The sequence below is a fragment of the Streptomyces populi genome (genome assembly GCF_002911015.1).
Lineage (GTDB): Bacteria > Actinomycetota > Actinomycetes > Streptomycetales > Streptomycetaceae > Streptomyces > Streptomyces populi.
In genome coordinates this window covers 239,322-259,593 of record NZ_KZ626840.1, presented here as the reverse complement: position 1 = coordinate 259,593, position 20,272 = coordinate 239,322, and the positions used below count along the sequence as shown (strand labels likewise).

The window sequence follows — 20,272 nt, the reverse complement described above, 5'->3', positions numbered from 1 at the left end:
CGTTCTCGAGGCCTTCGAAGCCCGGGAGGTTCCCGTGGGCCGCGGGGGCGGGTGGCGATGCTTTCGTCATGGTGCGTCCTGTTCTGTTCGCTGCCGTGGGGCAGGCCGAAGACACGCACGGCCGAACCGCGCCGACAGGGTGCGGACGGTGAGTGCGGTGCGTGTGGGAGGGGTGCCGGAGGAGGTGGTGCCGGGCTTACCCGGCGCTGGTCCCGGACGATGACGGTCCGGGGCCCGACGGCGGTGGCGAAGACGTCGAAGATGTCGGGGTCCCGCTCGACGTCGCCGGTTCGGTGGTGGGCGGCGCACCGGTCGTCGCCGTCCCCCCGTCCCCGGGACCGGTGGAGCCCGACGCCGGACTCTCCGTCGTGGTGGACGTGCCGGGCGGACCCGAGACCCCGGCGGTGTCCTCGGTGGTGGCGGTGGCCGACTCGGTCGGGGTCGGTGACGGGGTGGCGTACGGGGAGACGGGGGTGGTCGCGGGCCGCGGCGCGGGGCCCAGGGGCCGGTCGCGGTCCGGGGCGTGCGGCAGCAGGAACAGGCCGACGCTGATCCCGGCGGCGACCAGGACGCAGCCCGCGGCCTTCTGTGCCGCGCGGACCCGGCGGCGGGCGCGTACGCCGGCCCGGAGACCGTTCTGCTGCGCGGGCTCGAAGGGGGTGTGCTCCTGGGCGTCGCGCATCATCCGCGCCAACTCCCGCTCGAAGTGATCCATTCTTCCCTTCACCCCACCGGCTCGATGACGTCCGCCAGGATCTGACGCAGCCGCGCCACACCACGTGACGCGTGGGAACGGGCGGTGCCCAGCGGGCAGCCCAAGACCTCCGCGACCTGTTTCTCGGGCAGGTCCTGGTAGTAGCGCAGCACCACGGCGGCCCGCTGCCGGGGCGGCAGTTGGGCGAGGGCCGCCTCGAGGCGCGACCGTTCCACGACGGCCGCGGACTCGTCGCCGGTGTGCGCGAGGTCCGGCAGTGCTTCCACGGGGCGTTCGCCCCACCACCGCCGCCGTGCGGAGCGGGCGGCGGCGCGGGCCAGGATCTTGCGTACGTACGCCTCGGGTGCCTCGTCGGCCACCTTCGGCCAGACGAACCAGAGTTTGACCAGGGCCTCCTGGAGCAGATCCTCGGCACGGTGCCGGTCACCCGCGCAGAGCAGGCGGGCGAGGTGGAACAACGCCGACCAGCGGGCCGCGACGAACCCGTCGAAGCCGTCGGTCCCTTCGGCTTTTGCCTGTTCCATCCGCACCGTCCCCGCACTTGCCGGCTCGTACACCTGGAGAAAGACGTCGGCGGGTGCCTCGCTATGCGCATGCGTCACGTGATCTGGGTCACGCAGGGTGAGATCGAGGCGCGGGGGAGAGGGCGACGGGCCGGGTTCCGGTTCCGGCGGCTCGACAGGACGAGGAGCACGCCGAAGAGCGAGCCGGTGCCGGGAGGGGGTGCCCGGCGTACGCGTGCGGAACGGCCGTGGCCCCGGCCGACGGCCGTTCCGCACGGAGACCTCAGCGGCCGGTGGCCCCCCGCCGGACCCGGGCCGCGCCCTTGCGCCGCTCCGTCCTCAGCTCCCTGAGATAGGCCCCCGCGTCCACCTGGATGGTGTGCCGCCTCGAGGCGACGTAACGGCGCGCCAGTCCCGCGCGGTACGCCCTGGTCTCCTGGCGCATCCGCTCCGGTACGGGCAGCGCGCACCGGCCCTGGAGGAGGTCCGCCACCCAGTGGGACTGCGCCTCCGCGAGCGGCATGATCGCGCCGAGGGGCTGGACCAGTCCGATGAAGTAGAGGCCGGGGCGGTCCGGCGCGACGACCCGGTGGTAGAGGTCGATGTCGTTGTCGGACGGATCGATCACCTCGTCCTCGAGGAACGGGAACGCGATGTCGTAGCCCGTGCAGTAGACGATCGCGTCGATCTCCTCCGTGCTCCCGTCCTCGAACACCACCCGGTCGCGCTCCAGTCGTGCGGGAGCCGGCTTCACGGTGAGGTCGCCGTGGCCGAGGCGCGAGAGCAGGTCGTCGGAGATGGTGGGGTGGGCCCCCAGCACGCGGTGCCGGGGCGCGGGCAGCCCGTAGTCCTCCAGCCGGCCCCGGCTGAGCCGCAGCAGGAGCCGCAGGCCCTGCTCCTGCACGGACAGCGGAGCCCTCGCCAGCCAGGAACCGGTGAGGTGGTCGGTGGGCACGCCGAAGAGGTACTTGGGCAGGATGTGCGCGCCGCGGCGCATGGCGAGGACCGTGCGCCGGGACACCCGTGAGGTCTCCACCGCGATGTCGCAGGCCGAGTTGCCGATGCCGAGGACGAGGACGCGCTTGTCGGCGAAGGGTTCGGGGGTCCGGTAGTCGTGCGAATGCGTCTGCGTGCCGGTGAAGTCCTCGGCTCCCGGGAGGGCAGGCCGGGGCCAACGGGGTTTCCAGTGGTGGCCGTTGGCGACCAGGACGGCCCCGTAGACCCGTTCCGAGGTCTCATCCGAGTCCAGGTGCCGGGCCGTGACGCCCCACCGTCCGCCGGGCAGGGGGTCCACGCGCACCACCTCGGTGCGGAAGGCGATCGACGGCCTCAGCCCGAAATGGTCGACGAAGCTGTCGAAGTACCGGGCGATGTGGAAGTGGCTGGGGTAGACCGGACAGTCCTCCGGCATGGGGAAGCTCGCGTACTCCATGATCTGGCGCGAGGTGTTGATGTGCAGCGAGCGGTAGGCGGACGACATCCCGTTGTCGTTCAGATAGCGCCAGTTGCCGCCGACCTCCGATCCGGTCTCGTAGCAGTCGTACGCGATCCCGCGCGCCGCGAGCACCTGGCAGGCGGCGATCCCGGACGAGCCCGCCCCGATCACACACACCCTGTCCATGTCCGCCCCTTCCTGTGGCCACGCCCATGACCACCCGGTCACATGACCGGGTGGTCACAGGCTGCTGTGCGGCGACCGCCGTGTCAATGACCTTGACATGTGCGGGAGTTCGGACCTTCGCAGCTCAACGGTGTTGCCCGGAAGCGCGTTTCCTGCCGGACTCGTTGACAGGGCATGTTCACCGCGCCGACGATGACCGGGCGGTCACATGACCGCCCGGTCATACGCAGGAGCACGCATGCCCACTTCCACCTGGACCCGTCTGTCACCGGCGCGCCGCGAACGGGTCCTGGTCGCCGCGATGGACGAGTTCGGCACCCACGGATACTCCACCGGAAGCCTCAACGTCATCGCCCGCGAGGCCGGCGTGGCCAAGGGCTCGCTGTTCCAGTACTTCGAGGGCAAACTCGACCTGTTCGCCTACGTGGCCGAGCAGACCTCCCTGCGCGTCCACGCCGCCATGCGGCCCTGGCTCGACGGGTACGACGGCTCCACGGAGTTCTCCCGTCACCTCGCCGGCGCCCTGGAGGCGTGGCTGGACTACTTCGCGAGCCATCCGCTGGAACGCGGGGTCACCGCCGCCACCAACATGGAGCTCGACCCGGCCGTCCGCAACGCCGTACGCGTTCCGGTGCAGGACATCTACCTCGCCGGTCTGCGCCCGCTGGCCGAGCGGGCGGTCGAGACCGGCGACCTGCGCGAGGACGCCGACGTCGACGCCCTGCTGTCCCTGCTGCTCGTCCTGCTGCCGCACCTCGCCCTCGCGGTCCACACACCCGGCCTCGAAGGTCCGGTACGCCTCGTGGGCGAGCACCCGGAAGTCCGCCGGGCCAACATCGCGCGCCTGCTCGGCCCGCTCCTCGCCGACTTCGTACCGAAGGGGCCCTGATGGACACACCCGACTACGACGTGCTCGTCATCGGCTCCGGGTTCGGCGGCAGCGTCACCGCGCTGCGCCTCACCGAGAAGGGGTACCGCGTCGGGATCCTGGAGGCCGGCCGCCGCTTCGCCGACGCCGACCTCCCCCGTACGTCCTGGCACGTGCGGGACTACCTCTTCGCCCCGCGCCTCGGCTGCACGGGCATCCTGCGCATGACCCTGCTCGGCGACGTCCTCGTCCTCACCGGCGCGGGCGTCGGCGGCGGCTCCCTCGGCTACGCCAATACGCTCTACGAGCCGCCCGGGGCCTTCTTCCAGGGCTCGGCGTGGGCGGACATCACCGACTGGCGCGGCGAACTCGCGCCCTACTACGACCGGGCCCGCCGCATGCTCGGCGTCACCCCCAACCCGCTGTTCACCGACGCCGACCGCCTCCTGCGGGACACCGCGGACGACCTCGGCCGCGCGGACACCTTCAGGACCGTGCCGGTCGGCGTGCACTTCGGACCGCCCGGCACGGAACCCGGCGCCCGCGTCGCGGACCCCTACTTCGGCGGAGCGGGGCCGGACCGCAACGCCTGTCTGCACTGCGGCGCCTGCATGACGGGCTGCCGGCACAACGCGAAGAACACCCTGCCCAAGAACTACCTCGGCCTGGCCGAACGCGCCGGTGCCGAGGTGCTGGCCCTGCGCACGGTCACCGACGTCACCCGGCACGGTGAGGGCTGGGCCGTCACCTCGGTACGCACCGGCACGGGCCCGCTGCGCCGCAGCCGGACCCTGACCGCCCGGCACGTCGTCTTCGCGGCGGGCGCCCTGGGCACCCAGAAGCTGCTGCACCGGCTGCGGGAGAGCGGTTCCCTGCCGGAGGTGTCGCCCCGTCTCGGCCGGCTGACGCGCACCAACTCCGAGGCCGTCCTCGGTGTCCGGTCCCGGGAGAGGAGCACCGACTTCAGCCGCGGCGTCGCCATCACCTCCTCCGTGCACCTCGACGAGAACACGCACGTCGAAGCCGTCCGGTACGGCCGCGGAAGCAATCTGCTCGGGCTGCTCGGCGCGATGCTCGTCGACCCGGTCCCCGGCCGCTCCCGGCTGCTCGCCGGTCTGGCCGCGATGGCGCGCAACCTGCGCGACCTGCCGAGCCTGCACAGCCCGCGCCGCTGGTCCCAGCAGACCGTCGTCCTGCTGGTCATGCAGTCCCTCGACAACTCCGTGACGACGTACCTCCGGCGCACCCTCACCGGACGCAGGCGGCTGACCAGCCGTCCCGGCGAGGGCACCCCCAACCCGGCCTGGATACCCGCCGGACACCGGGCGGCCAGCAGGGCGGCCGAGCGCATCGGCGGCCAGGCCTGCGGCACCTGGGCCGATCTGTTCGACATCCCCACCACCGGACACCTCATCGGCGGATGCACCGTCGGCGAGGACCCGGAGACCGGTGTGGTCGACCCCTACCACCGGCTGCACGGACATCCGGGTCTGCACGTCATCGACGGTTCCACGATCTCGGCGAACCTCGGCGTGAACCCCTCCCTCACCATCACCGCCCTCGCCGAGCGGGCCGTCGCCCTGTGGCCGAACCGCGGGGAGGAAGACCCGCGGCCCGCACCCGGCCTGCCCTACCGACGGGTGCGGCCGGTACCGCCGAGGCACCCCGCCGTGCCCGCCGGCGCACCGGCCGCCCTGCTGCCGGCTCCCCCCACAGGAAAGGACACCCCGTGACGAGCTACCCCGAGGAACCCTGGCACCTGGCCGGCCAGATGTACCTGTCGCTGTGGCTGGTGCCGGAGCGCGAACTGCCGCCGGTGGCGGACGGCACCCGGCCGGTCACCGTCGCCGGGCGCGGCGCGGTCGGCGCGGCCTGGGTCGTCTACGAGAACGACAGCGTCCTGCGTTACAACGAACTGCTCCGGGCCGTCCTCGTACGGGACGGGCGCCGCCCGCGCGTCTGCATCACCGACATCTGGGTGGACAGCGCCGCCTCGATGGCCGGGGGCCGGGAACTGTGGGGCATCCCCAAGGAGATGGCGGACTTCGACATCGACCGGACCGCGGGCCTGCGGGCCGGAGCCGCGACGGAGAAGGACGTCCTCGCCACCGCGGCCTTCGAACCCGGCCGCCGGATACCGGGCCGCTGGCCCCTGACCTATCGCGTCGCGCAGAACCTCGACGGGGTGCTGAAGACCAGCTCCGTCCGCTCGCGCTCCGCGGTACGGACGGCACGTGCCCACTGGATCGCGCAGAAGGACAGCCCTCTGGGGGAGTTGAGCCGGCGCCGGCCCCTGCTCAGCCTGGCCCTGAACGACTTCACCATCCGGTTCGGGGACACCGCGCCCCGGACCTTCGTGCGTCCGGCCCCCGCACCGTAGGCGGTCGGTACGGGAACGCGTCGCACCGGCACGGTGCGCGGATTGATGAGAGTTGGACAAGTGGAGGGCGATCAAACCCTGTTCCGGCGGCCTACCGGCCGGTATACAGACCAGGTTGGGTCTGCCGGGCAGGAGCCGCCCGGTCTGCCGCGGCGCCGTGATCCCGTGCGCCGCGTCACGCCGGTACCCGTTCGACAGGCTGTCACGGCTTCAGGGGAGGGACACGATGAACGATCACACGCGTCCGGAGAGCGGCGTTCCAGGGCGGCGGGGCGCCCTGGCGCTGGGGGCCGCGCTGAGCAGTTGCGCGCTCGTCGCGGGCGTCGCGGCGGCGGCACCCGTCCAGGCGGGCGAGAGGCACCCGGGCCATGGCGTGGACTACGTCGCGCTCGGCGACTCCTACACGTCCGGGCCCCTGATCCCCCAGCAGATCGACGCGAACTGCGCGCGGTCCGACCACAATTACCCCTCGATCACCGCGTCCGCCCGCAAGGTCGCCTCGTTCACGGACGTCAGCTGTTCCGGTGCGAAGACCGACGAGATGTGGAAGGCGCAGGGGACCAACGGACCCCAGCTGGACGCGGTGAAACGGAACACCGACCTGGTGACCCTGCAGATCGGCGGCAACGACATGGGCTTCGGCCCGATCATCTCCACCTGCGCCGCGCTCGGTTCGAAGGACCTCGCGGGCAACCCCTGCCAGCAGTACTACGGCGCCGCGGGCTACGACCAGCTCACCGTGAACATCCTCCAGACGGCTCCCAAGGTCGCCCGGGTGCTGCGTGAGGTGCACGCCAGGGCGCCGCACGCCCGCGTGGTGGTCGTCGGCTACCCCGACCTCCTGCCCGACGACGGCAGCGGCTGCTATCCGACGGTGCCGTTCGCCGCGAAGGACTTCCCCTATCTGCGGGACACCAGCAAGCGGTTCAACCTGATGCTCCGCACGGTGGCGTTCCTGAACCGGGCCGAGTACGTGGACACCTACAGGCCGACCGTGGGCCACGACATGTGCAAGGCACCCGCCGACCGCTGGATCGAGCCGCTGCGCCCGGCCTCGCCCGCTGCTCCGGCCCACCCCAACGCCAAGGGCCAGGAGGCCATGGCGCGCGCGGTGCTGGCCGAGCTGAACCACGGGACCGCCCACCACCGCTGACCGCTTCCGCCCGACGCCCCCGTCCGTGACGGGCCCGGCCCGGCGAACGCCCACGCGTCCGCCGGCCGGGCCCGCGGGGCCGGCCCGGGCACCACCGCCAGACACGCGTCCGCGGTCAGAGCGTGCCGCGCATCTGCTGGGTGAGACGGTCGCGCTGCTCGTTGAAGGCGTCGCGGGCGCGCTGGACCTCCTCGGCCTCGAGGGCGAGTCCCTGCGCGACGGCGTCGCGGTAGGCGCGCAGCGTGGTGACGGTGAGAGCGGCCTGCCGGACGATGTGATCGTCGGCCACGAGGGCGAGCTCCAGCCGACGGGCCAGCGTCTGGCTGTCACGCAGGACCGTTCCGGCCCGGGAGAGCGACCCCTCGTCACGGTCGTGACCGCGAGCGATGCTGAAGAGGGTCTCGCTGGCCTCCGCGGTGGCGTTGAGGAACGCGATGTAGACGGCGCGGCGGTCCTCCCTGCTGCGCACCTGGCTGTCCCGCTGCCATCGCCGCCGTTCCGCCAGCCACGACGCGGCGAGGGCGATGAGCGCACCTATGGTGGTGCTGAGAAAGTTGGTCCATTCCACACCCCATATGTGCACCGGCGACGAGGCGTCCAACCCGGCCCGTCCCGGCTCGACTTGGAACCGGGACGTGACCGTGCTCGCCCGCCGCGTCAGGGAGTCGGCACCTCGTCCACGAACGCGGTGCCGGCGCTCCGGTAGGCGGCCACCTTCGAGGAGACCTGGGCCGGGGTGAGGACCTGGTCCTTGACGTGCAGGACGTAGTCGACCTGCTCGTCGTACGCGCGGGCCGTGGTCGAGGTCTGTCCGGCGAGGTCGATCAGCCACTGGTTGAAGTTGATCGACATCGGCCGCTCGGGCAGGTACTGGGCGTCGTGGGTGCCGAAGAGCTGCCCGTCGATGTAGTACTTGATGCTGCCGCTGTCGATGGTGAGCACCAGGTCGTGCCAGCCGGCGTAGCTCTGGCGTGATTCGGTGTGCTGGTTGACCGCCTGCCAGGGGTCGGGGTTGTAGGTCTCCCAGGAGGTCGTGTAGAGGATGTCGCCCGGCTCGCCCCAGCCGCCGTTGGGCAGGTACTCGAAGTCGTACTCGGCGTAGTCGTCGGCCATCGGCGCCTTGAGGTCGTTGATGGTGAAGAACGTCTGCACCAGGTGGTCGCCGTCCGGGCCGGACTTCGGAGCGTCGGCGAACTTCACCCGCGCCGCGTAGGTGCCGTTCTTGAACTTCATGCTCTTGGTGAGGACTTCGGTCTGCCGGGTCGATTCGCCGGTACCCGCGGTCGAGGTCTCCAGGTTCATGACCTTGTTGCCGGACACGGTGGGAAAGGTGACCTTGGACGGGTCCCAGGTCGCGCCGGGGACGCCGGGGCCGCCGGAGTTGGAGCGGACGTTCCAGCCGTGCGCGGAGATCGCGGGGTCGGTGTACGACGAGTAGCTGAAGTCGTCGAACAGCGCCTGGCCGCCGCCGGGCGGGTCCGTGGGATCGGTGGGATCGGTCGGATCGGTCGGATCCGTGGGGTCGTTGCCCTCGGGCGCGGTGCCCCACACGGTGGCTCCGGCGAGCTGTGCGGTGACCTTGTTCCAGTCCGCGTACGAGGTCTGCGCACCGCTGAAGGAGTAGTCGTCCGCCTGGTTCACGGGCTGCCAGCTCGACTGGTAGAAGCGCAGCTGCATGTCACCGGTGTCCGCGCCCGGTGCCAGCGATCCGGCCGTGGAGGTGAAGCCGATCTCCAGGTACCTGTCCGCGGTCCCGGTGGGGTGGGCCAGGGTGCCGAACGTGCCGGTGACGTTGGCGCATCCCTTGACCGCCCAGGAACACGCGAAGCGGTAGGTGGCGCTCGCCGAGTCCGCCTTGAAGTAGTAGCGGATCTTCACCTGGCTCAACTGCACTGCGGCGGAACCGGTGTTGCGCACCTTGAACCAGGGTTCGCTCTGATCGGCGGTGGCTCCGCTCGCGCTGGTGCGGTACTGGACGGCGAGTCCTCCGGCCGCGGCGGCGGGGGCGGACATGGGAACGGCCACCAGGGCGGTGCCGCCCAGGAGGGCCGACAGGGCGAGGGCCACGCGGCGGCGGCCCGAGAGGGGACGGTTGCTCATGTTGGTTCCTTTCGGTGGGGCTCCCGCCGACCGCGGGAGGTGGGGGTGCTCAGGAACGCGAGGAGACATGCCGTGCTTGACCAGTTGGCCAGTGGTTCTTACCAGTTGGCGTTGGCCTGAAAGTGGCATAGACCAATGCGTGCGTCAACCCCATTGTTGGCAAGGGGATTTGACTGGACGGGATGATGTGTGTGGCCCACTGGGCGAAGAGGCGCGGAAGCGGTTCCTCTGACCAGCGGACCAGTTAGGGTCGGGAGCTGTACCAGTTGGCCGGCACCGACGACGAACGGGGTTCCGCATGGAGATCGATCCCGCCGCCTCCCGCGCGGTACTCAAGCGTGAAAGGGTCCGGGACACGATCCTCGAACTCATCGAGGAGCGCCGACCCGGCGACGCCATCCCTTCCGAACGCGCACTCTGCGCACGACTCGGGGTTTCCCGGCCCACCTTGCGGGCCGCGGTGGATCAACTCGTCGTCGCCGGGCTCCTGGTGCGGGAACACGGGCGGGGCATGTTCGTGGCCGCCGAGAAGATCACCCAGGAACTCGTCCCGGACCGGCGGACCTTCAGCCTGCCCCGGGCCGCGGGCACCTGGACCAGCAGACTCCTGGAGTTCAGCACGGTGTCCGCCGGCGCCCGGGTGGGCCGCAGGCTGCGCATATCCCCCGCGGCGGACATCCGGTACGTGGCACGGCTCCGCCTCGTCGACGGCTCGCCCATGGCCATCGAGTACCTGCACGTGCCCGCCGACCTCGTGCCCGACCTGACCAGTGACGAACTGGAGAACGGCGACCTGTACGAGCACCTCGGCGAGCGGCACGGCATCCAGGTCGGTGAAGCGGTCCAGTCGATCGAGCCCACCGTCCTGACCCGTGACGAGGCGGGCCTGCTCGACGTGCCGGAACTGTCCCCGGCCCTGCTGTTCGAGCGCCTCACCTCGGACGCCTCGGGCCGGCCGGTGGAGTACGTCCACTCGATCTACCGCGGGGACCGTTACCGCATCGTCTCCCGGCTGGCCCTCGGTCCCCGCTCCGGACGCCCGTCGCCCGGTGACGGTCACCATCCGGGGATCCCGCCGGGGGACTCCCTGCCGGGCGAACCCGTCACCTTCTCCACCAGGGGTGTGGTGGCCGGCGGTCTCTTCGGGCGGAGCGGCGAGGGGGGTCCGGGTTCCTGAGCGGAGCGAGCAGGCCGTTCCGGTCATCGCGTCGACGGCCGGATGCGGCGGAAGGGTGCGGGAGGTCACGGCACCATGCGCGATGGAAGCGGCGGGATCGCTCTGACGGGTCAGTCCTTCCGGGGCGCGGGGCCGGTGTCCGCCCGCCGCGACGCGGAGGGGTACCTGGGCTAGCGTGATGTGGACAAAGTGTCCATTCCGGTCGTCTCGTGCCGTCGGTCGCCCTGTCGCCCCCCTGCGTCCGCCGCCGCAACGCGGCGTGGCACGGAAGCCGTGTGGCAGGGGACTCGTGGGCCGTCGCGGGAGCAGCCGCCGTACGTATCGCCGACGACGCGTCGGCCGACGGCGGCGCCGGCAGGCCCGAAGCGGGTGCCGGCATCGCGTGAGGCGCGGAAGTCCGGACCAGATTCGAGAGGACCGTACATGCCCTTCGCCACAGCCCAGGACGGCACGCAGATCTTCTACAAGGACTGGGGGTCGGGCCGGCCCGTCGTCTTCTCCCACGGCTGGCCGCTGACCGCGGACGCCTGGGACCCCCAGATGAAACTGATGGCGGACAACGGCTTCCGGGCCGTCGCCCATGACCGGCGCGGCGGCGGACGCTCCGACCAGCCCTGGGACGGCAACGACCTCGACACCTACTCCGACGACCTGGCGGCGGTCATCGAAGCCCTCGACCTCCGGGACGCCATCCTGGTCGGCCATTCGACGGGCGGTGGTGAGGTCACCCGCTACATCGGCCGGCACGGCTCCGGCCGGGTGGCCAAGGTGGTCCTGGTCGGCGCGATCCCGCCACTCATGCTCAAGACGCAGGAGAATCCCGAAGGTCTGCCGATCGACGTCTTCGACGAGATCCGCAAGGGCGTGGAGACCGATCGGTCGCAGTTCTACAGGGACCTCAGTGCCCCGTTCTACGGCGCCAACCGTGACGGATCGACCGTCACCCAGGGGACGCGGGACGAGTTCTGGCTCTGGGGCATGACCGTGGGCGTCAAGGGTGCCTACGACTGCGTCAAGGCGTTCTCCGAGACCGATCTCACCGAGGACCTCAAGAAGATCGACGTCCCCACGCTCATCGTGCACGGTGACGACGACCAGATCGTTCCCGTCGTGGCCTCCGGCGACAAGTCCTCGAAGCTCGTCAAGGGCGCGGTCTACAAGGTGTACCCGGGCGCTCCCCACGGCCTCGCCATGGTGCCGAAGTACGCCGAGGTGTTCAACGCCGACCTGCTGGAGTTCGCGCGCGGTTGAACCGACCGCCTCCCGTCGGGGAGCAGGACGTGCCCGCCGGATCCCACCGGACGCCGCCTCAGGACGGAGAGTCGGGGGACCCGGCGGACTCGTTTTCGTCCGCCGTGCCGGGGAGGGCCTGTTCGGTCCAGATGGCCTTGCCGTCCGGGGTGTAGCGGCTGCCCCAGCGCTCGCAGAGGGCGTTGACGAGCTGGAGCCCGCGACCCCCCTCGTCGGTGTCCGTGGCGCGCCGGATGCGGGGCATGGTCAGACTCGCGTCGGACACCTCGCAGACGAGCGTTCCGCTGCACAGGAGGCGAAGCCCGATGGGGCCGCTGGCGTGCCGGATGACGTTCCCGACGAGCTCGCTGGCCAGCAGTTCCGTCGTCATGACCAGGTCGTCCAGATGCCATTGGGCGAGTTGCTCCCGTACGTGGCGACGGGCCTCGCCCGCGGCCTCCGGACCCTCCGGCAGCGCCCAGGAGGCCACCTGCCGGTCGGCCACGTGGTGCAGACGCGCGATCAGCAGGGCGGCGTCGTCGGCGGTGGGCCCGCCCGGCAGCAGCCCCGAGGCCACGGAGTCGCACAGCTCCTCCAGATCGGGACGGCCGGCCTCACCGGCGAGCAGGCCGGCGAGCTGGGACATGCCCTGGTCGATGTCCCGCTGCGGCGACTCCACGAGCCCGTCCGTGTAGAGGACCAGGAGGCTCTCCGCCGGCAGTTCCAGTTCCGTCGTCTCGAACGGAGGGGACGCCGCGCCCAGCGGAGGGTTGACGGCGATCTCGGGGAAGCGGGCACTGCCGTCCGGCCGGACGACGAGCGGCGGCGGATGGCCCGCCCGCACCACGGTGCACGATCCGTCGGTGGAGTCGTACAGCGCGAACAGGCAGGTCGCGTACGCGTGCTCACCGAGGCCGCCCACGATGTCGTTGAGGTGGCCCATGATCTCGTCGGGAGGCAGTTCCAGCGCGGCCAGCGTGTGCAGCGCGGTGCGCAGACGCCCCATGGTCGCGGCCTCGGACAGACCGTGGCCCATCACGTCACCGACGACCAGGGCCACCTGGCCCGCGGACAGCGGGATCAGGTCGTACCAGTCCCCGCCCACGTCGGAGGTCTGCCCGGCCGGCAGATACCGCGCCACCGCGGTGGCCTCGGGCACGGTGGGGAGCCCCCGGGGCAGCAGCGCCTGCTGGAGTTCCTCGGAACGGGTGAGTTCGGCCTCGTAGAGCCGCGCTCGCTCCAGCGCGTGCGCCACGAGGGCGCTGATGGTGATGAGGAGCGTGCGTTCCTCGGACGTGAGGTGCCGTGGGGCGTCGAAGGCGATGACACACACGCCGAAGGTGTGGCCGGAGACCGCCAGAGGGAGGAACGCCCAGGCCTCCTTGTCGGTCGGAAGCCGGCTGTCGACCTCGGGGAAGGCGGTGCTCCACTCCTCGCGCGACGAGTGGAAAAGCGGTTCGCCGCTCAGGATCGCCCGCCCGGCGGGATCGGCGTCCGTCAGTTCCATGCCGCGCGCCCCGCGCATCTGCCGCAGGAAGGGGGCCGGATAGCCGACCGACCCGATGTGCACCAGCCTCTCGTCCTCGAGGACGAGCACCAGCAGGCCCTGGGCGCCGAACGGGGGCAGCACGCGCTGGGCGACGGCCGTCACCACGTCCTCGGAGGTGGTCGCCGCCGCGAGCTGCGTGGTCAGCTCCGCCGTCCGGCTCGCGCGCTCGGCGGCGGCGCGGACGGCCGCCGCCTGTTCGGCCTCACGGCGGCGGCGCTCGGTGACATCGGTGAAGTAGACGGTGAGGCCGCCGGGGACGGGGACGATCCGCAGGTCGTAACAGCGTCCGGTCTCGGCCAGCGTGATGTCGAAGCCGGCGGCCGTCGACCGCGCGGCACCGCTCCGGCACCGCTCCTCCAGGTCCGGCACGTGGCGCAGGGCGGGCAGGTCCCACAGGCTCCGGCCGAAGAGCATCTCGCCGGCCGAACCGAGAACGCGTTCCGCCTCCAGGTTGGCGAAGGTGATCCGCCAGTCCTCGTCCACGGACAGGAAGGCGTCACTCATGTACCGCAGGGCGCGGCTGAGCGCGTCGCGGGTGGAGCGCGCCGCGTCACTGGCCCAGCCCTTCCCGACGATGCGCGCGACCTGGCCCTCGTCGTCGAGCACGACATGACCGGACGCGCGGGTCCAGGTGTAGCCCCCGTCGCTGCGCCGCACGCGGTACTCGGCCTCGAACGGCGCGTGGGTGTGGATGCTGCGTTCCACGGCGGCCAGGGTGCTCGCCAGGTCGTCGGGGTGCACCACCTTCATCCAGGTCTCGACACCGGGCGCGAAGTCCCGCGGCTCGGTCTGGTAGACCTTCATGGCCGCCTGGTCCCAGACCAGTTCGCCGGTGCGCACGTCCCACTCCCAGGAGCCGACCGCAGTCGCGTCGAGGTCCGTGCCCAGGCGCGCGGGCTCCGGCATCTTCCTCAGCCGGTTCATGGTCCATTCGGCCACCGCGGTGAGGAACGTCCACTGCTCGGGCGTGGGCTCCTCGTTGTCGCTGGTGAGGCACGTGATCGCGCCGATGGCACGGCCCTCGTGGACCAGCGGTACGGAGAACCAGCCGGACTGCGACAGCAGTGGCGCGGTGGGTTCGGCCAGGTCGGAGGGGAGCGCGGCCACCCATACGTGCTCGCCGGAGCGCACGGCACGGGCGGTCGCCGTGGGCCCGTCCTGGTCGACGATCTCCCACGCGCGGGTGAGCGACGACGGCAGTCCGGTGGAGTACACCAGACGCAGGGCCGACATGGGGCCCCGCAGGTAGACGGCCCCGCCGACGCAGCCCAGCTCCGCGATGGAGTGCTGAAGGGCGAGCCGGAAGACCTCGCTTTCCGTGATGCCGTCGTCAGCGGTGTCGAGTAGGTCCAGCCGCCTGATCACAGACCCAATATAGGGTGGAACGTCGTAAAGGACATTAATGGCATTGTCTGCTGCTGAACGTCCCTTCGGCCGGATCTCCTTCCCGGATTCCCTCCCGTCACGGGGCGACGGCACGCCGATCGTGGCCGGAGACCGTGTGTGTCCCGGGTTGCGGGGCGCGGTGCACGACACCACGCTGGCCAGGACGCCCGCGTGACCGACGGTCCGGGGCGGCGCGGAGGTCCGCGTCCGGGCACGCGCGGCGGGTGGTCCCGACGACGGGAGGACGGTGGCACACAGGTGAACGCCGGATCGCGTCGTCCTCGCCGGCTGCCGGGCGAGCCCGGCACGGGGCGTGGCGGGCGCCGGATGCGCCATGTCGTGGGGAACCGTTCCTCCCGGGGTGCCCGGTCGGTCGCACGGGCACGCAGCGACGCACGGCGCGGCACCGGGGACCCCCCGGGGGTCCCGGTCGGCCACGGGCTGCGGGTGGCCGCCGCGTACGCGTGGCGGCTGATCGTCGTCGGAGTCGTCGCCTACGTGGTCTTCGCCCTCCTGGGGAAACTGCAACTGGTCGCCGTCGCCCTGTTCCTCGCCCTGGTCGTCACGGCGGTCCTGCGTCCGCTCGCCGATCTGCTGGCACGGCGCATGCCGAGGACGGCGGCGGTGATCGTGAGCTTCATCGGAAGCATCATGGTGGTGCTGGGCGTGATGGCGCTGGTCGGCAGCGTCGTGGCGGGCGAGGCGGGGCAGCTCGGCCATGAGTTCGCCGGGGGACTGGGGCGGATCGAACGATGGCTCGAGGGCTCCCCCTTCCATCTGAGCCACGCGGTGCTGTCGAACCTCCAGGGCAAGGTGGCCGACTTCGTCTCCGGGCACCGCTCCGAGCTGATCAGCAGAGCCCTCAGCGGTGCCGGCCGCGCGGTGGAGTTCGCCACCGGGCTGGTGCTCGCGCTGTTCTGCTCGCTGTTCTTCGTCCATTCCGGGCACAGGTTCTGGCGCTGGTTCCAGGAGTTGATGCCGGAGAGCGTGCGGGACCCGTGGGACCGGGGCGGGCGGGCGGCCTGGCGGACCTTCGCCGGTTACACGCGCGGCATCATCATCGTGGCGGCCACCAACGCCGTCCTCGTCGGCATCGCCCTCTACGCGCTCGGCGTCCCGCTGGCGCTGCCGCTCACACTGCTGGAGTTCTTCGCCGCGTTCGTCCCCCTGGTGGGCTCGCCGGTCGCGCTCGGCGTGGCCACCGTCGTCGCGCTGGCCACCAAGGGACCGGTCGTCGCGATCGTCGTGCTCGCGCTGATCGTCGTGATCGGCCAGCTGGAGGGGCACGTGCTGCACCCGCTCGTCCTGAGCTGGGCGGTCCGGCTGCACCCCGTGGTCGTGGCCGTCACCGTCATCGCGGGGAGCATCCTGGCCGGTGTGACCGGCGCCGTCGTGGCGGTGCCGATGGTGTCGGTGGCCTGGTCCGTCATCACCGAACTGCGGGCACGCCCCGGGCCGGAACCCCCGGGGCGCCCACTCGGCGAGAAGCCCGCCCCGCCCTGAGCGCGGGGCGCCGTCCCGTTCTCCTCAGGAAGCCTCGACGGCCGCCTTGATCCGCTTGCCGAACGCGTCGGCGTCCTTGCGGGCCGCGCTCAGCGCGAGGCCCACCAGGAGCTTGCCGATGCCATGCCCCTCGAGGACGTTGAAGATCCTCACCCGGGTGGTCCGGGGGCCGGTGGACTCGAGGTCGTAGCCGCCCTCCGTCGCCATGACGGCGTTCTTGGAGACCTCCGCCCAGCGGATCCGGTGGGGCGGCTCGAGCTCGGTGATCCGGAACTTCCGGCCCGTCTTCATGCCGGCGTCCTTGACCGTGCTGGTGAACACGGTGCCCACGGCCGTCGGGCCCTCCGGGGTCTTCGTGATCGCCTGCACCCTGGGGCTGAACCGAGGGTCGTTCGTACCGGCGGCGAGGTAGGCGAAGACCTCCTCGACGGGGCGGTCGATCTCGGTTGTCGCCTCGAACTGACCGGACACGGTTCCTCCTGTGCTGCGATCACGGACGGCCCGCTGAGGGCGCGCGGTCCTGCCGCGCCCGTTCAGCCTAGGGGGCGGGAGCCCCACCGGCGCGTCGCGCGGGCCCGGTCAGTGGTCGAAGGTGTCGGTCAGGCGCACGGTGTAGCCGTCCTCCTCCATCAGGACGACGGTGACGCCGAACGGGTTGGGATGGTCCAGCTCCATGGGGGTGAAGGCGTAGTCGACGGCGGCCCGGACGGGCGGGGGGAGCTCGCCGTCGGGTCGCGGCGCGGGAGCCCGCTTCCAGTCGAGGACGGTCATGGACCCGTCCGTGCCCCCGGGGCCCGCGGACGAGGACTCCTCGGTGTAGGGGAACTGGTGCAGTACATGACCGTCCGGAGTGGCGCGGACCATGTTCAGGCACGGGGAGGGGCCGAGGACGGGCAGCTCGCAGGCGGTGGCGACGTCCTGTGTCTCCCAGGCCAGGACGACCTCGTCCGCGCAGGCCGCCGCGGCGATGTTCGACAGCGCCGCGATGCCGGTGAGCGTGTCGTCCCCGGGCTTCGTCGGCCGGAGCCAGACCAGCCCCACCAGCTCGCCCCGTACGAGCGGCATGATGACCGGCCGGGGCACCGCGCCCTCGCGTACGCCCTTGTCGTACGCGCTCTTCATCGAGCCGACCAGCGCGTCCCACGTTCCCGTGTCCACCCGAGCCCCCTTTGCCGTCGTCGCCCTCGATCACCGCCGACCCTGTCACGCCGGGTGTCCCCGTGTCAGCGGGATGCCCGGCACACGACCCCTTCGGTGCCCCCGCCTGCGAACCCGCGGATCCTGCGCGCGGACGTCCCCTAGGCTCGATGGGATGGGGCGCGTGGAGATCCTTCAGCTGCTGGTCTCGGCCGTGCACCGGTTCGAGGGCCGTCCGGGTGACGGGGTGCCCCCGCTGCCCGGCACGGAACTGGTGACGACGGCCCGGGTGCGCGCCGGACTCGGGATCGTCGGCGACCGCTACTTCGGCCGTCCGGCCCATCGCGACGCGTCGGTCACCGTCATGGCCGCCGAGCGCTTCCCGCCGGGACCGGCCGCGGCGGCGGACCTCCGGCTGACCCGGCGCAACGTCCTGCTGCGGGGAGTGGACATCGACGCCTGGGTCGGCGCGACGGTCTCCCTGGACTGCGGCACCGGACCCGTGGTGCTCGCCGTACGCGCCGCGGCCAGGCCCTGCGCGTGGATGGACACCACGCTCGGCCCCGGCGCGCGACGGGCGCTGCGCGACGGCGGGGGAGTCCGCTGCCGCCCGCTGACCGACGGCACCCTCACGGTCGGGCCCGCCGAGTTCACGGTGGTGGAGCCGGCCCCCGCGAAGGACTGACCCGTCACCCTCCCGTGCGGGCCGCGGGGTCGTGGGCGGTCGCCGGTCGTGCTCCGCCGTCCCGGACCGGGGGCGGTGGCTCCTCCGGACCGCTCCCGCCGATCGCCGTCAGCTCCGCCGCGAGGGTCCGCAGCCAGGTGTCGACGTCGACCAGCGCGGGCAGCACGGGCGCCGGGGCGGCGGAGAAGACCTCGTGGGGGAGGGGCACCGGCGTCGCCGGGACACCCCCGGGAGGGAAGGCCGCCGCGCCGTCCATCGCCGTGGCCAGCCGCGCGGCCGACTCCCGGGCCCACCGGACCGCTTCGGGCGGCGCCGGACCGTACGCCTGCCGGGGCAGCCAATGGGCTCCGACCACCGTGTGGGAGGCGCAGTTGAGCGCCAGGTGCCAGTCCGGTCCGCTGTCGACGGGATCCCTGCCGCCCTCCGTCCGGTACTGCGCGTAGGCGCCCTCGGCGATGCGGAGCCGGTGCCGGGTCAGCCGCAGCGCCTCCTCGGCCGTACCGTGCCGGGGCCGAGCGTCGCCGGACGTGCCGGAGGCGCGGACCACGGCGGAGACGGTGACCTGAACCAGGGGCGCCGCCGCGCGCAGCACCCCCGCCACACCGCGTCGGACCTCGGCGTGGGCTCCGGCGGGCCACGCCAGCACGCCGCACACCAGCCCGATCGTGCAGCCCGCCAGGACATCGAGCAGCCGTGTCTCCGCCAGCTGCCAGTCCGCCGGAGCGAGCTGGCTGAAGGCGGCGGAGACGACCAGGGTGAACAACCCCTGCGCCCAGGCCGGTCCCGCGATCGGCCCCACCGAGAACGCCACGAACATCGCCGGCACCAGCACGGCGGCGTACACCTCGACGGTGCCCCCGGCCTCGAAGATCAGCACTCCGGCGGCCAGCGCCCCCACCAGCGTGCCGACCGCCGCCGAGCGCACCGTGGACCAGGTCGCTCCCGCGGTCGTGCGCCCCAGCGTCAGCACGGCCAGCAGCACCCAGAAGCCGTGCGAGAGTTCCAGGGCTCCGGCCACGAGACGGGCCGCGCCGAGCCCCAGGGCCGTGCGTACGGCGTTCTGGAACAGGACCGAACGCAGGGTGAGGTTGCCGGTCAGGCGCAGCGCCAGGAGCCGCGCCGCGGACGGCTCCGCGTACCAGAACTGTTCGGGCGGCAGTCCCGCCGAGTCGCGGCGCCCGCCGATCGCCACGGCCACCGCCGCCTGGACGGTCAGGGCCGAGGCCGCCGTGACCAGCAGGTCGGACCGGCGTTCCAGCAGCCGCCGCGACGCCTTGGTGTCCGCGTCGGGCCCGGTACCGGACGGACGTCCGCGTACGGCGACGAAGTCGGCGACCATCTCCTCCAGTGCCTCGGGCCCCGGAACGGCGCGAGCGCCGCGCAGAGCGCCCGCCGTCGCGGCGCAGCCCGCCGCGACACCGCGCAGCAGCGCCTCGGAGGGCGGATCGGCGGCCGCCGCGGAGTCCGGCCGCTCGGCCGTCCGGGCCAACTGGTCCAGTACCCGCCGGGTCGCCGCCCCGGCCTGCGCCAGTCCGCGGTCGGTGCGGCCCGCCCCGGTCGGACGCGAAGCCGGTGGCGCCTGCGACAGGCGCAGCGCCAGTCCCGCCTCGCGCAGGCGCCGTGCCCGCTCGGGAGCGTGACGGTGGCCCTGGGCGGACGCGAGCGCCGAGGCGGAGGCGAGATCCAGGGCGGCGGCGATCCGTGCGCGATACGGCTGAACGGGTGGGGCGGGCAGGAGCAGCAGCTCGCACAGGACCAGCAGGACACCACCGGCGAGCAGACCGCCGAGCCGCTGCGGCAGGGTGTCCGGCGCGTACGGCGGGAAGCAGGCCAGCACGTAGAAGAGCAGCAGGCCCGGGACCGTACCCGCCGCGGCCGGCCCGTACGCGGAGGTGAAGGAGACGGCGAAGCCGATCACCAGCATCCCCGCGACGGCGGAGGCGGTCGTCACGGCGAGAGCGGTGCCGAGGGCCGTCAGCGCCACGGCCACCGGCAGCACGAACAGGACCGTACGTGCCCGGTCCCGGCCGCCGCCCGGGATCGGGGAGAGGATGCCGAGCGCGATCGGCGCGAAGAGGGCGTAGACGGCGACGACCGGCCGGTCCAGGGCGTAGAGGGCCGAGTAGAAGCCCGCGGCGGACGCGACCGTGACCCGTGCCGACTGCCGCGCGGCCCGTACGCGACCGGGGGAGGGGGGCCGCTTCGGCATGGACGTTCCTTCCCCGGCGCCTCCCCGGGCCCGTCCCCGCCGTACGTCCATTGTCG

General features: G+C 72.4%; 17 protein-coding genes. 8 read left to right on the top strand and 9 right to left on the bottom strand.

The window, feature by feature from the left end:
* Positions 1–196 precede the first annotated feature (196 nt).
* The 3 genes from CW362_RS01220 to CW362_RS01210 all read right to left on the bottom strand — a co-directional run bounded on the left by CW362_RS01220 (position 197) and on the right by CW362_RS01210 (position 2,839).
* Complete coding sequence (locus CW362_RS01220; protein ID WP_103547344.1) at positions 197–715, bottom strand: hypothetical protein; 519 nt, start codon at positions 713–715, stop codon at positions 197–199.
* 8 nt (positions 716–723) lie between these two features.
* Positions 724–1,239 (bottom strand): SigE family RNA polymerase sigma factor, encoded by a 516-nt coding sequence (locus tag CW362_RS01215; RefSeq protein WP_103547343.1) that lies wholly within the window; start codon positions 1,237–1,239, stop codon positions 724–726.
* Between the two features lie 262 nt (positions 1,240–1,501).
* The gene (locus CW362_RS01210; RefSeq protein WP_103547342.1) at positions 1,502–2,839 is read right to left on the bottom strand and encodes an NAD(P)-binding domain-containing protein; all 1,338 of its coding nucleotides are present in this window, start codon (positions 2,837–2,839) and stop codon (positions 1,502–1,504) included.
* A gap of 238 nt (positions 2,840–3,077) precedes the next feature.
* On the opposite strand from CW362_RS01210, the gene CW362_RS01205 reads away from it, so the two are divergent.
* The 4 genes from CW362_RS01205 to CW362_RS01190 all read left to right on the top strand — a co-directional run bounded on the left by CW362_RS01205 (position 3,078) and on the right by CW362_RS01190 (position 7,240).
* The gene (locus CW362_RS01205; protein WP_103547341.1) at positions 3,078–3,728 is read left to right on the top strand and encodes a TetR/AcrR family transcriptional regulator; all 651 of its coding nucleotides are present in this window, start codon (positions 3,078–3,080) and stop codon (positions 3,726–3,728) included.
* A complete protein-coding gene (locus tag CW362_RS01200) occupies positions 3,728–5,440 on the top strand; it encodes a GMC oxidoreductase (RefSeq protein WP_103547340.1) in 1,713 nt (570 codons plus the stop codon). The genes CW362_RS01205 and CW362_RS01200 overlap by 1 nt, the downstream gene beginning before the upstream one ends.
* Complete coding sequence (locus CW362_RS01195) at positions 5,437–6,087, top strand: acetoacetate decarboxylase family protein (RefSeq protein ID WP_206300820.1); 651 nt, start codon at positions 5,437–5,439, stop codon at positions 6,085–6,087. The genes CW362_RS01200 and CW362_RS01195 overlap by 4 nt, the downstream gene beginning before the upstream one ends.
* Before the next feature lie 226 nt (positions 6,088–6,313).
* Complete coding sequence (locus CW362_RS01190) at positions 6,314–7,240, top strand: SGNH/GDSL hydrolase family protein (RefSeq protein WP_103547339.1); 927 nt, start codon at positions 6,314–6,316, stop codon at positions 7,238–7,240.
* A 115-nt stretch (positions 7,241–7,355) separates the two neighbouring features.
* On the opposite strand, the gene CW362_RS01185 is transcribed toward CW362_RS01190, so the two are convergent.
* Together CW362_RS01185 and CW362_RS01180 are read right to left on the bottom strand one after the other, a co-directional pair.
* On the bottom strand, positions 7,356–7,808 hold the full coding sequence (locus CW362_RS01185) for a hypothetical protein (protein ID WP_103547338.1): 453 nt from the start codon (positions 7,806–7,808) through the stop codon (positions 7,356–7,358).
* Positions 7,809–7,897: 89 nt separating this feature from the next.
* A complete protein-coding gene (locus tag CW362_RS01180; protein WP_103547337.1) occupies positions 7,898–9,340 on the bottom strand; it encodes a cellulose binding domain-containing protein in 1,443 nt (480 codons plus the stop codon).
* A 298-nt stretch (positions 9,341–9,638) separates the two neighbouring features.
* On the opposite strand from CW362_RS01180, the gene CW362_RS01175 reads away from it, so the two are divergent.
* Both CW362_RS01175 and CW362_RS01170 read left to right on the top strand, forming a co-directional pair.
* Entirely contained in the window at positions 9,639–10,517 is an 879-nt protein-coding gene (locus CW362_RS01175) for a GntR family transcriptional regulator (RefSeq protein ID WP_103547336.1), read from the top strand.
* Positions 10,518–10,940: 423 nt separating this feature from the next.
* Positions 10,941–11,768, top strand: coding sequence for an alpha/beta fold hydrolase (locus CW362_RS01170; protein WP_103547335.1), 828 nt, complete (start codon positions 10,941–10,943; stop codon positions 11,766–11,768).
* 58 nt (positions 11,769–11,826) lie between these two features.
* Here CW362_RS01170 and CW362_RS01165 read toward each other — a convergent pair whose 3' ends face one another.
* Positions 11,827–14,661, bottom strand: coding sequence for a SpoIIE family protein phosphatase (locus CW362_RS01165; protein WP_103547334.1), 2,835 nt, complete (start codon positions 14,659–14,661; stop codon positions 11,827–11,829).
* A 348-nt stretch (positions 14,662–15,009) separates the two neighbouring features.
* Here CW362_RS01165 and CW362_RS01160 point away from each other — a divergent pair, with 348 nt between their 5' ends.
* The gene (locus CW362_RS01160) at positions 15,010–16,185 is read left to right on the top strand and encodes an AI-2E family transporter (protein WP_103547333.1); all 1,176 of its coding nucleotides are present in this window, start codon (positions 15,010–15,012) and stop codon (positions 16,183–16,185) included.
* Positions 16,186–16,209: 24 nt separating this feature from the next.
* Here CW362_RS01160 and CW362_RS01155 read toward each other — a convergent pair whose 3' ends face one another.
* Both CW362_RS01155 and CW362_RS01150 read right to left on the bottom strand, forming a co-directional pair.
* Positions 16,210–16,656 (bottom strand): SRPBCC family protein, encoded by a 447-nt coding sequence (locus tag CW362_RS01155; protein ID WP_103547332.1) that lies wholly within the window; start codon positions 16,654–16,656, stop codon positions 16,210–16,212.
* A gap of 108 nt (positions 16,657–16,764) precedes the next feature.
* Positions 16,765–17,343 (bottom strand): hypothetical protein, encoded by a 579-nt coding sequence (locus tag CW362_RS01150; protein ID WP_103547331.1) that lies wholly within the window; start codon positions 17,341–17,343, stop codon positions 16,765–16,767.
* Positions 17,344–17,497: 154 nt separating this feature from the next.
* On the opposite strand from CW362_RS01150, the gene CW362_RS01145 reads away from it, so the two are divergent.
* The gene (locus CW362_RS01145) at positions 17,498–18,007 is read left to right on the top strand and encodes a molybdenum cofactor biosysynthesis protein (protein WP_103547330.1); all 510 of its coding nucleotides are present in this window, start codon (positions 17,498–17,500) and stop codon (positions 18,005–18,007) included.
* A 4-nt stretch (positions 18,008–18,011) separates the two neighbouring features.
* Here CW362_RS01145 and CW362_RS01140 read toward each other — a convergent pair whose 3' ends face one another.
* Positions 18,012–20,216, bottom strand: a complete 2,205-nt coding sequence (locus tag CW362_RS01140) for an FUSC family protein (RefSeq protein ID WP_103547329.1) — start codon at positions 20,214–20,216, stop codon at positions 18,012–18,014.
* Between the last annotated feature and the right edge of the window lie 56 nt (positions 20,217–20,272).

Bases quoted from the DNA above. Each gene is read 5' to 3' on its own strand.
- CW362_RS01220 (WP_103547344.1), bottom strand. From the start codon at position 715: ATGGATCACTTCGAGCGGGAGTTGGCGCGGATGATGCGCGACGCCCAG.
- CW362_RS01215 (WP_103547343.1), bottom strand. From the start codon at position 1,239: ATGGAACAGGCAAAAGCCGAAGGGACCGACGGCTTCGACGGGTTCGTC.
- CW362_RS01210 (WP_103547342.1), bottom strand. From the start codon at position 2,839: ATGGACAGGGTGTGTGTGATCGGGGCGGGCTCGTCCGGGATCGCCGCC.
- CW362_RS01205 (WP_103547341.1), top strand. From the start codon at position 3,078: ATGCCCACTTCCACCTGGACCCGTCTGTCACCGGCGCGCCGCGAACGG.
- CW362_RS01200 (WP_103547340.1), top strand. From the start codon at position 3,728: ATGGACACACCCGACTACGACGTGCTCGTCATCGGCTCCGGGTTCGGC.
- CW362_RS01190 (WP_103547339.1), top strand. From the start codon at position 6,314: ATGAACGATCACACGCGTCCGGAGAGCGGCGTTCCAGGGCGGCGGGGC.
- CW362_RS01180 (WP_103547337.1), bottom strand. From the start codon at position 9,340: ATGAGCAACCGTCCCCTCTCGGGCCGCCGCCGCGTGGCCCTCGCCCTG.
- CW362_RS01175 (WP_103547336.1), top strand. From the start codon at position 9,639: ATGGAGATCGATCCCGCCGCCTCCCGCGCGGTACTCAAGCGTGAAAGG.
- CW362_RS01170 (WP_103547335.1), top strand. From the start codon at position 10,941: ATGCCCTTCGCCACAGCCCAGGACGGCACGCAGATCTTCTACAAGGAC.
- CW362_RS01160 (WP_103547333.1), top strand. From the start codon at position 15,010: ATGCGCCATGTCGTGGGGAACCGTTCCTCCCGGGGTGCCCGGTCGGTC.
- CW362_RS01145 (WP_103547330.1), top strand. From the start codon at position 17,498: ATGGGGCGCGTGGAGATCCTTCAGCTGCTGGTCTCGGCCGTGCACCGG.
- CW362_RS01140 (WP_103547329.1), bottom strand. From the start codon at position 20,216: ATGCCGAAGCGGCCCCCCTCCCCCGGTCGCGTACGGGCCGCGCGGCAG.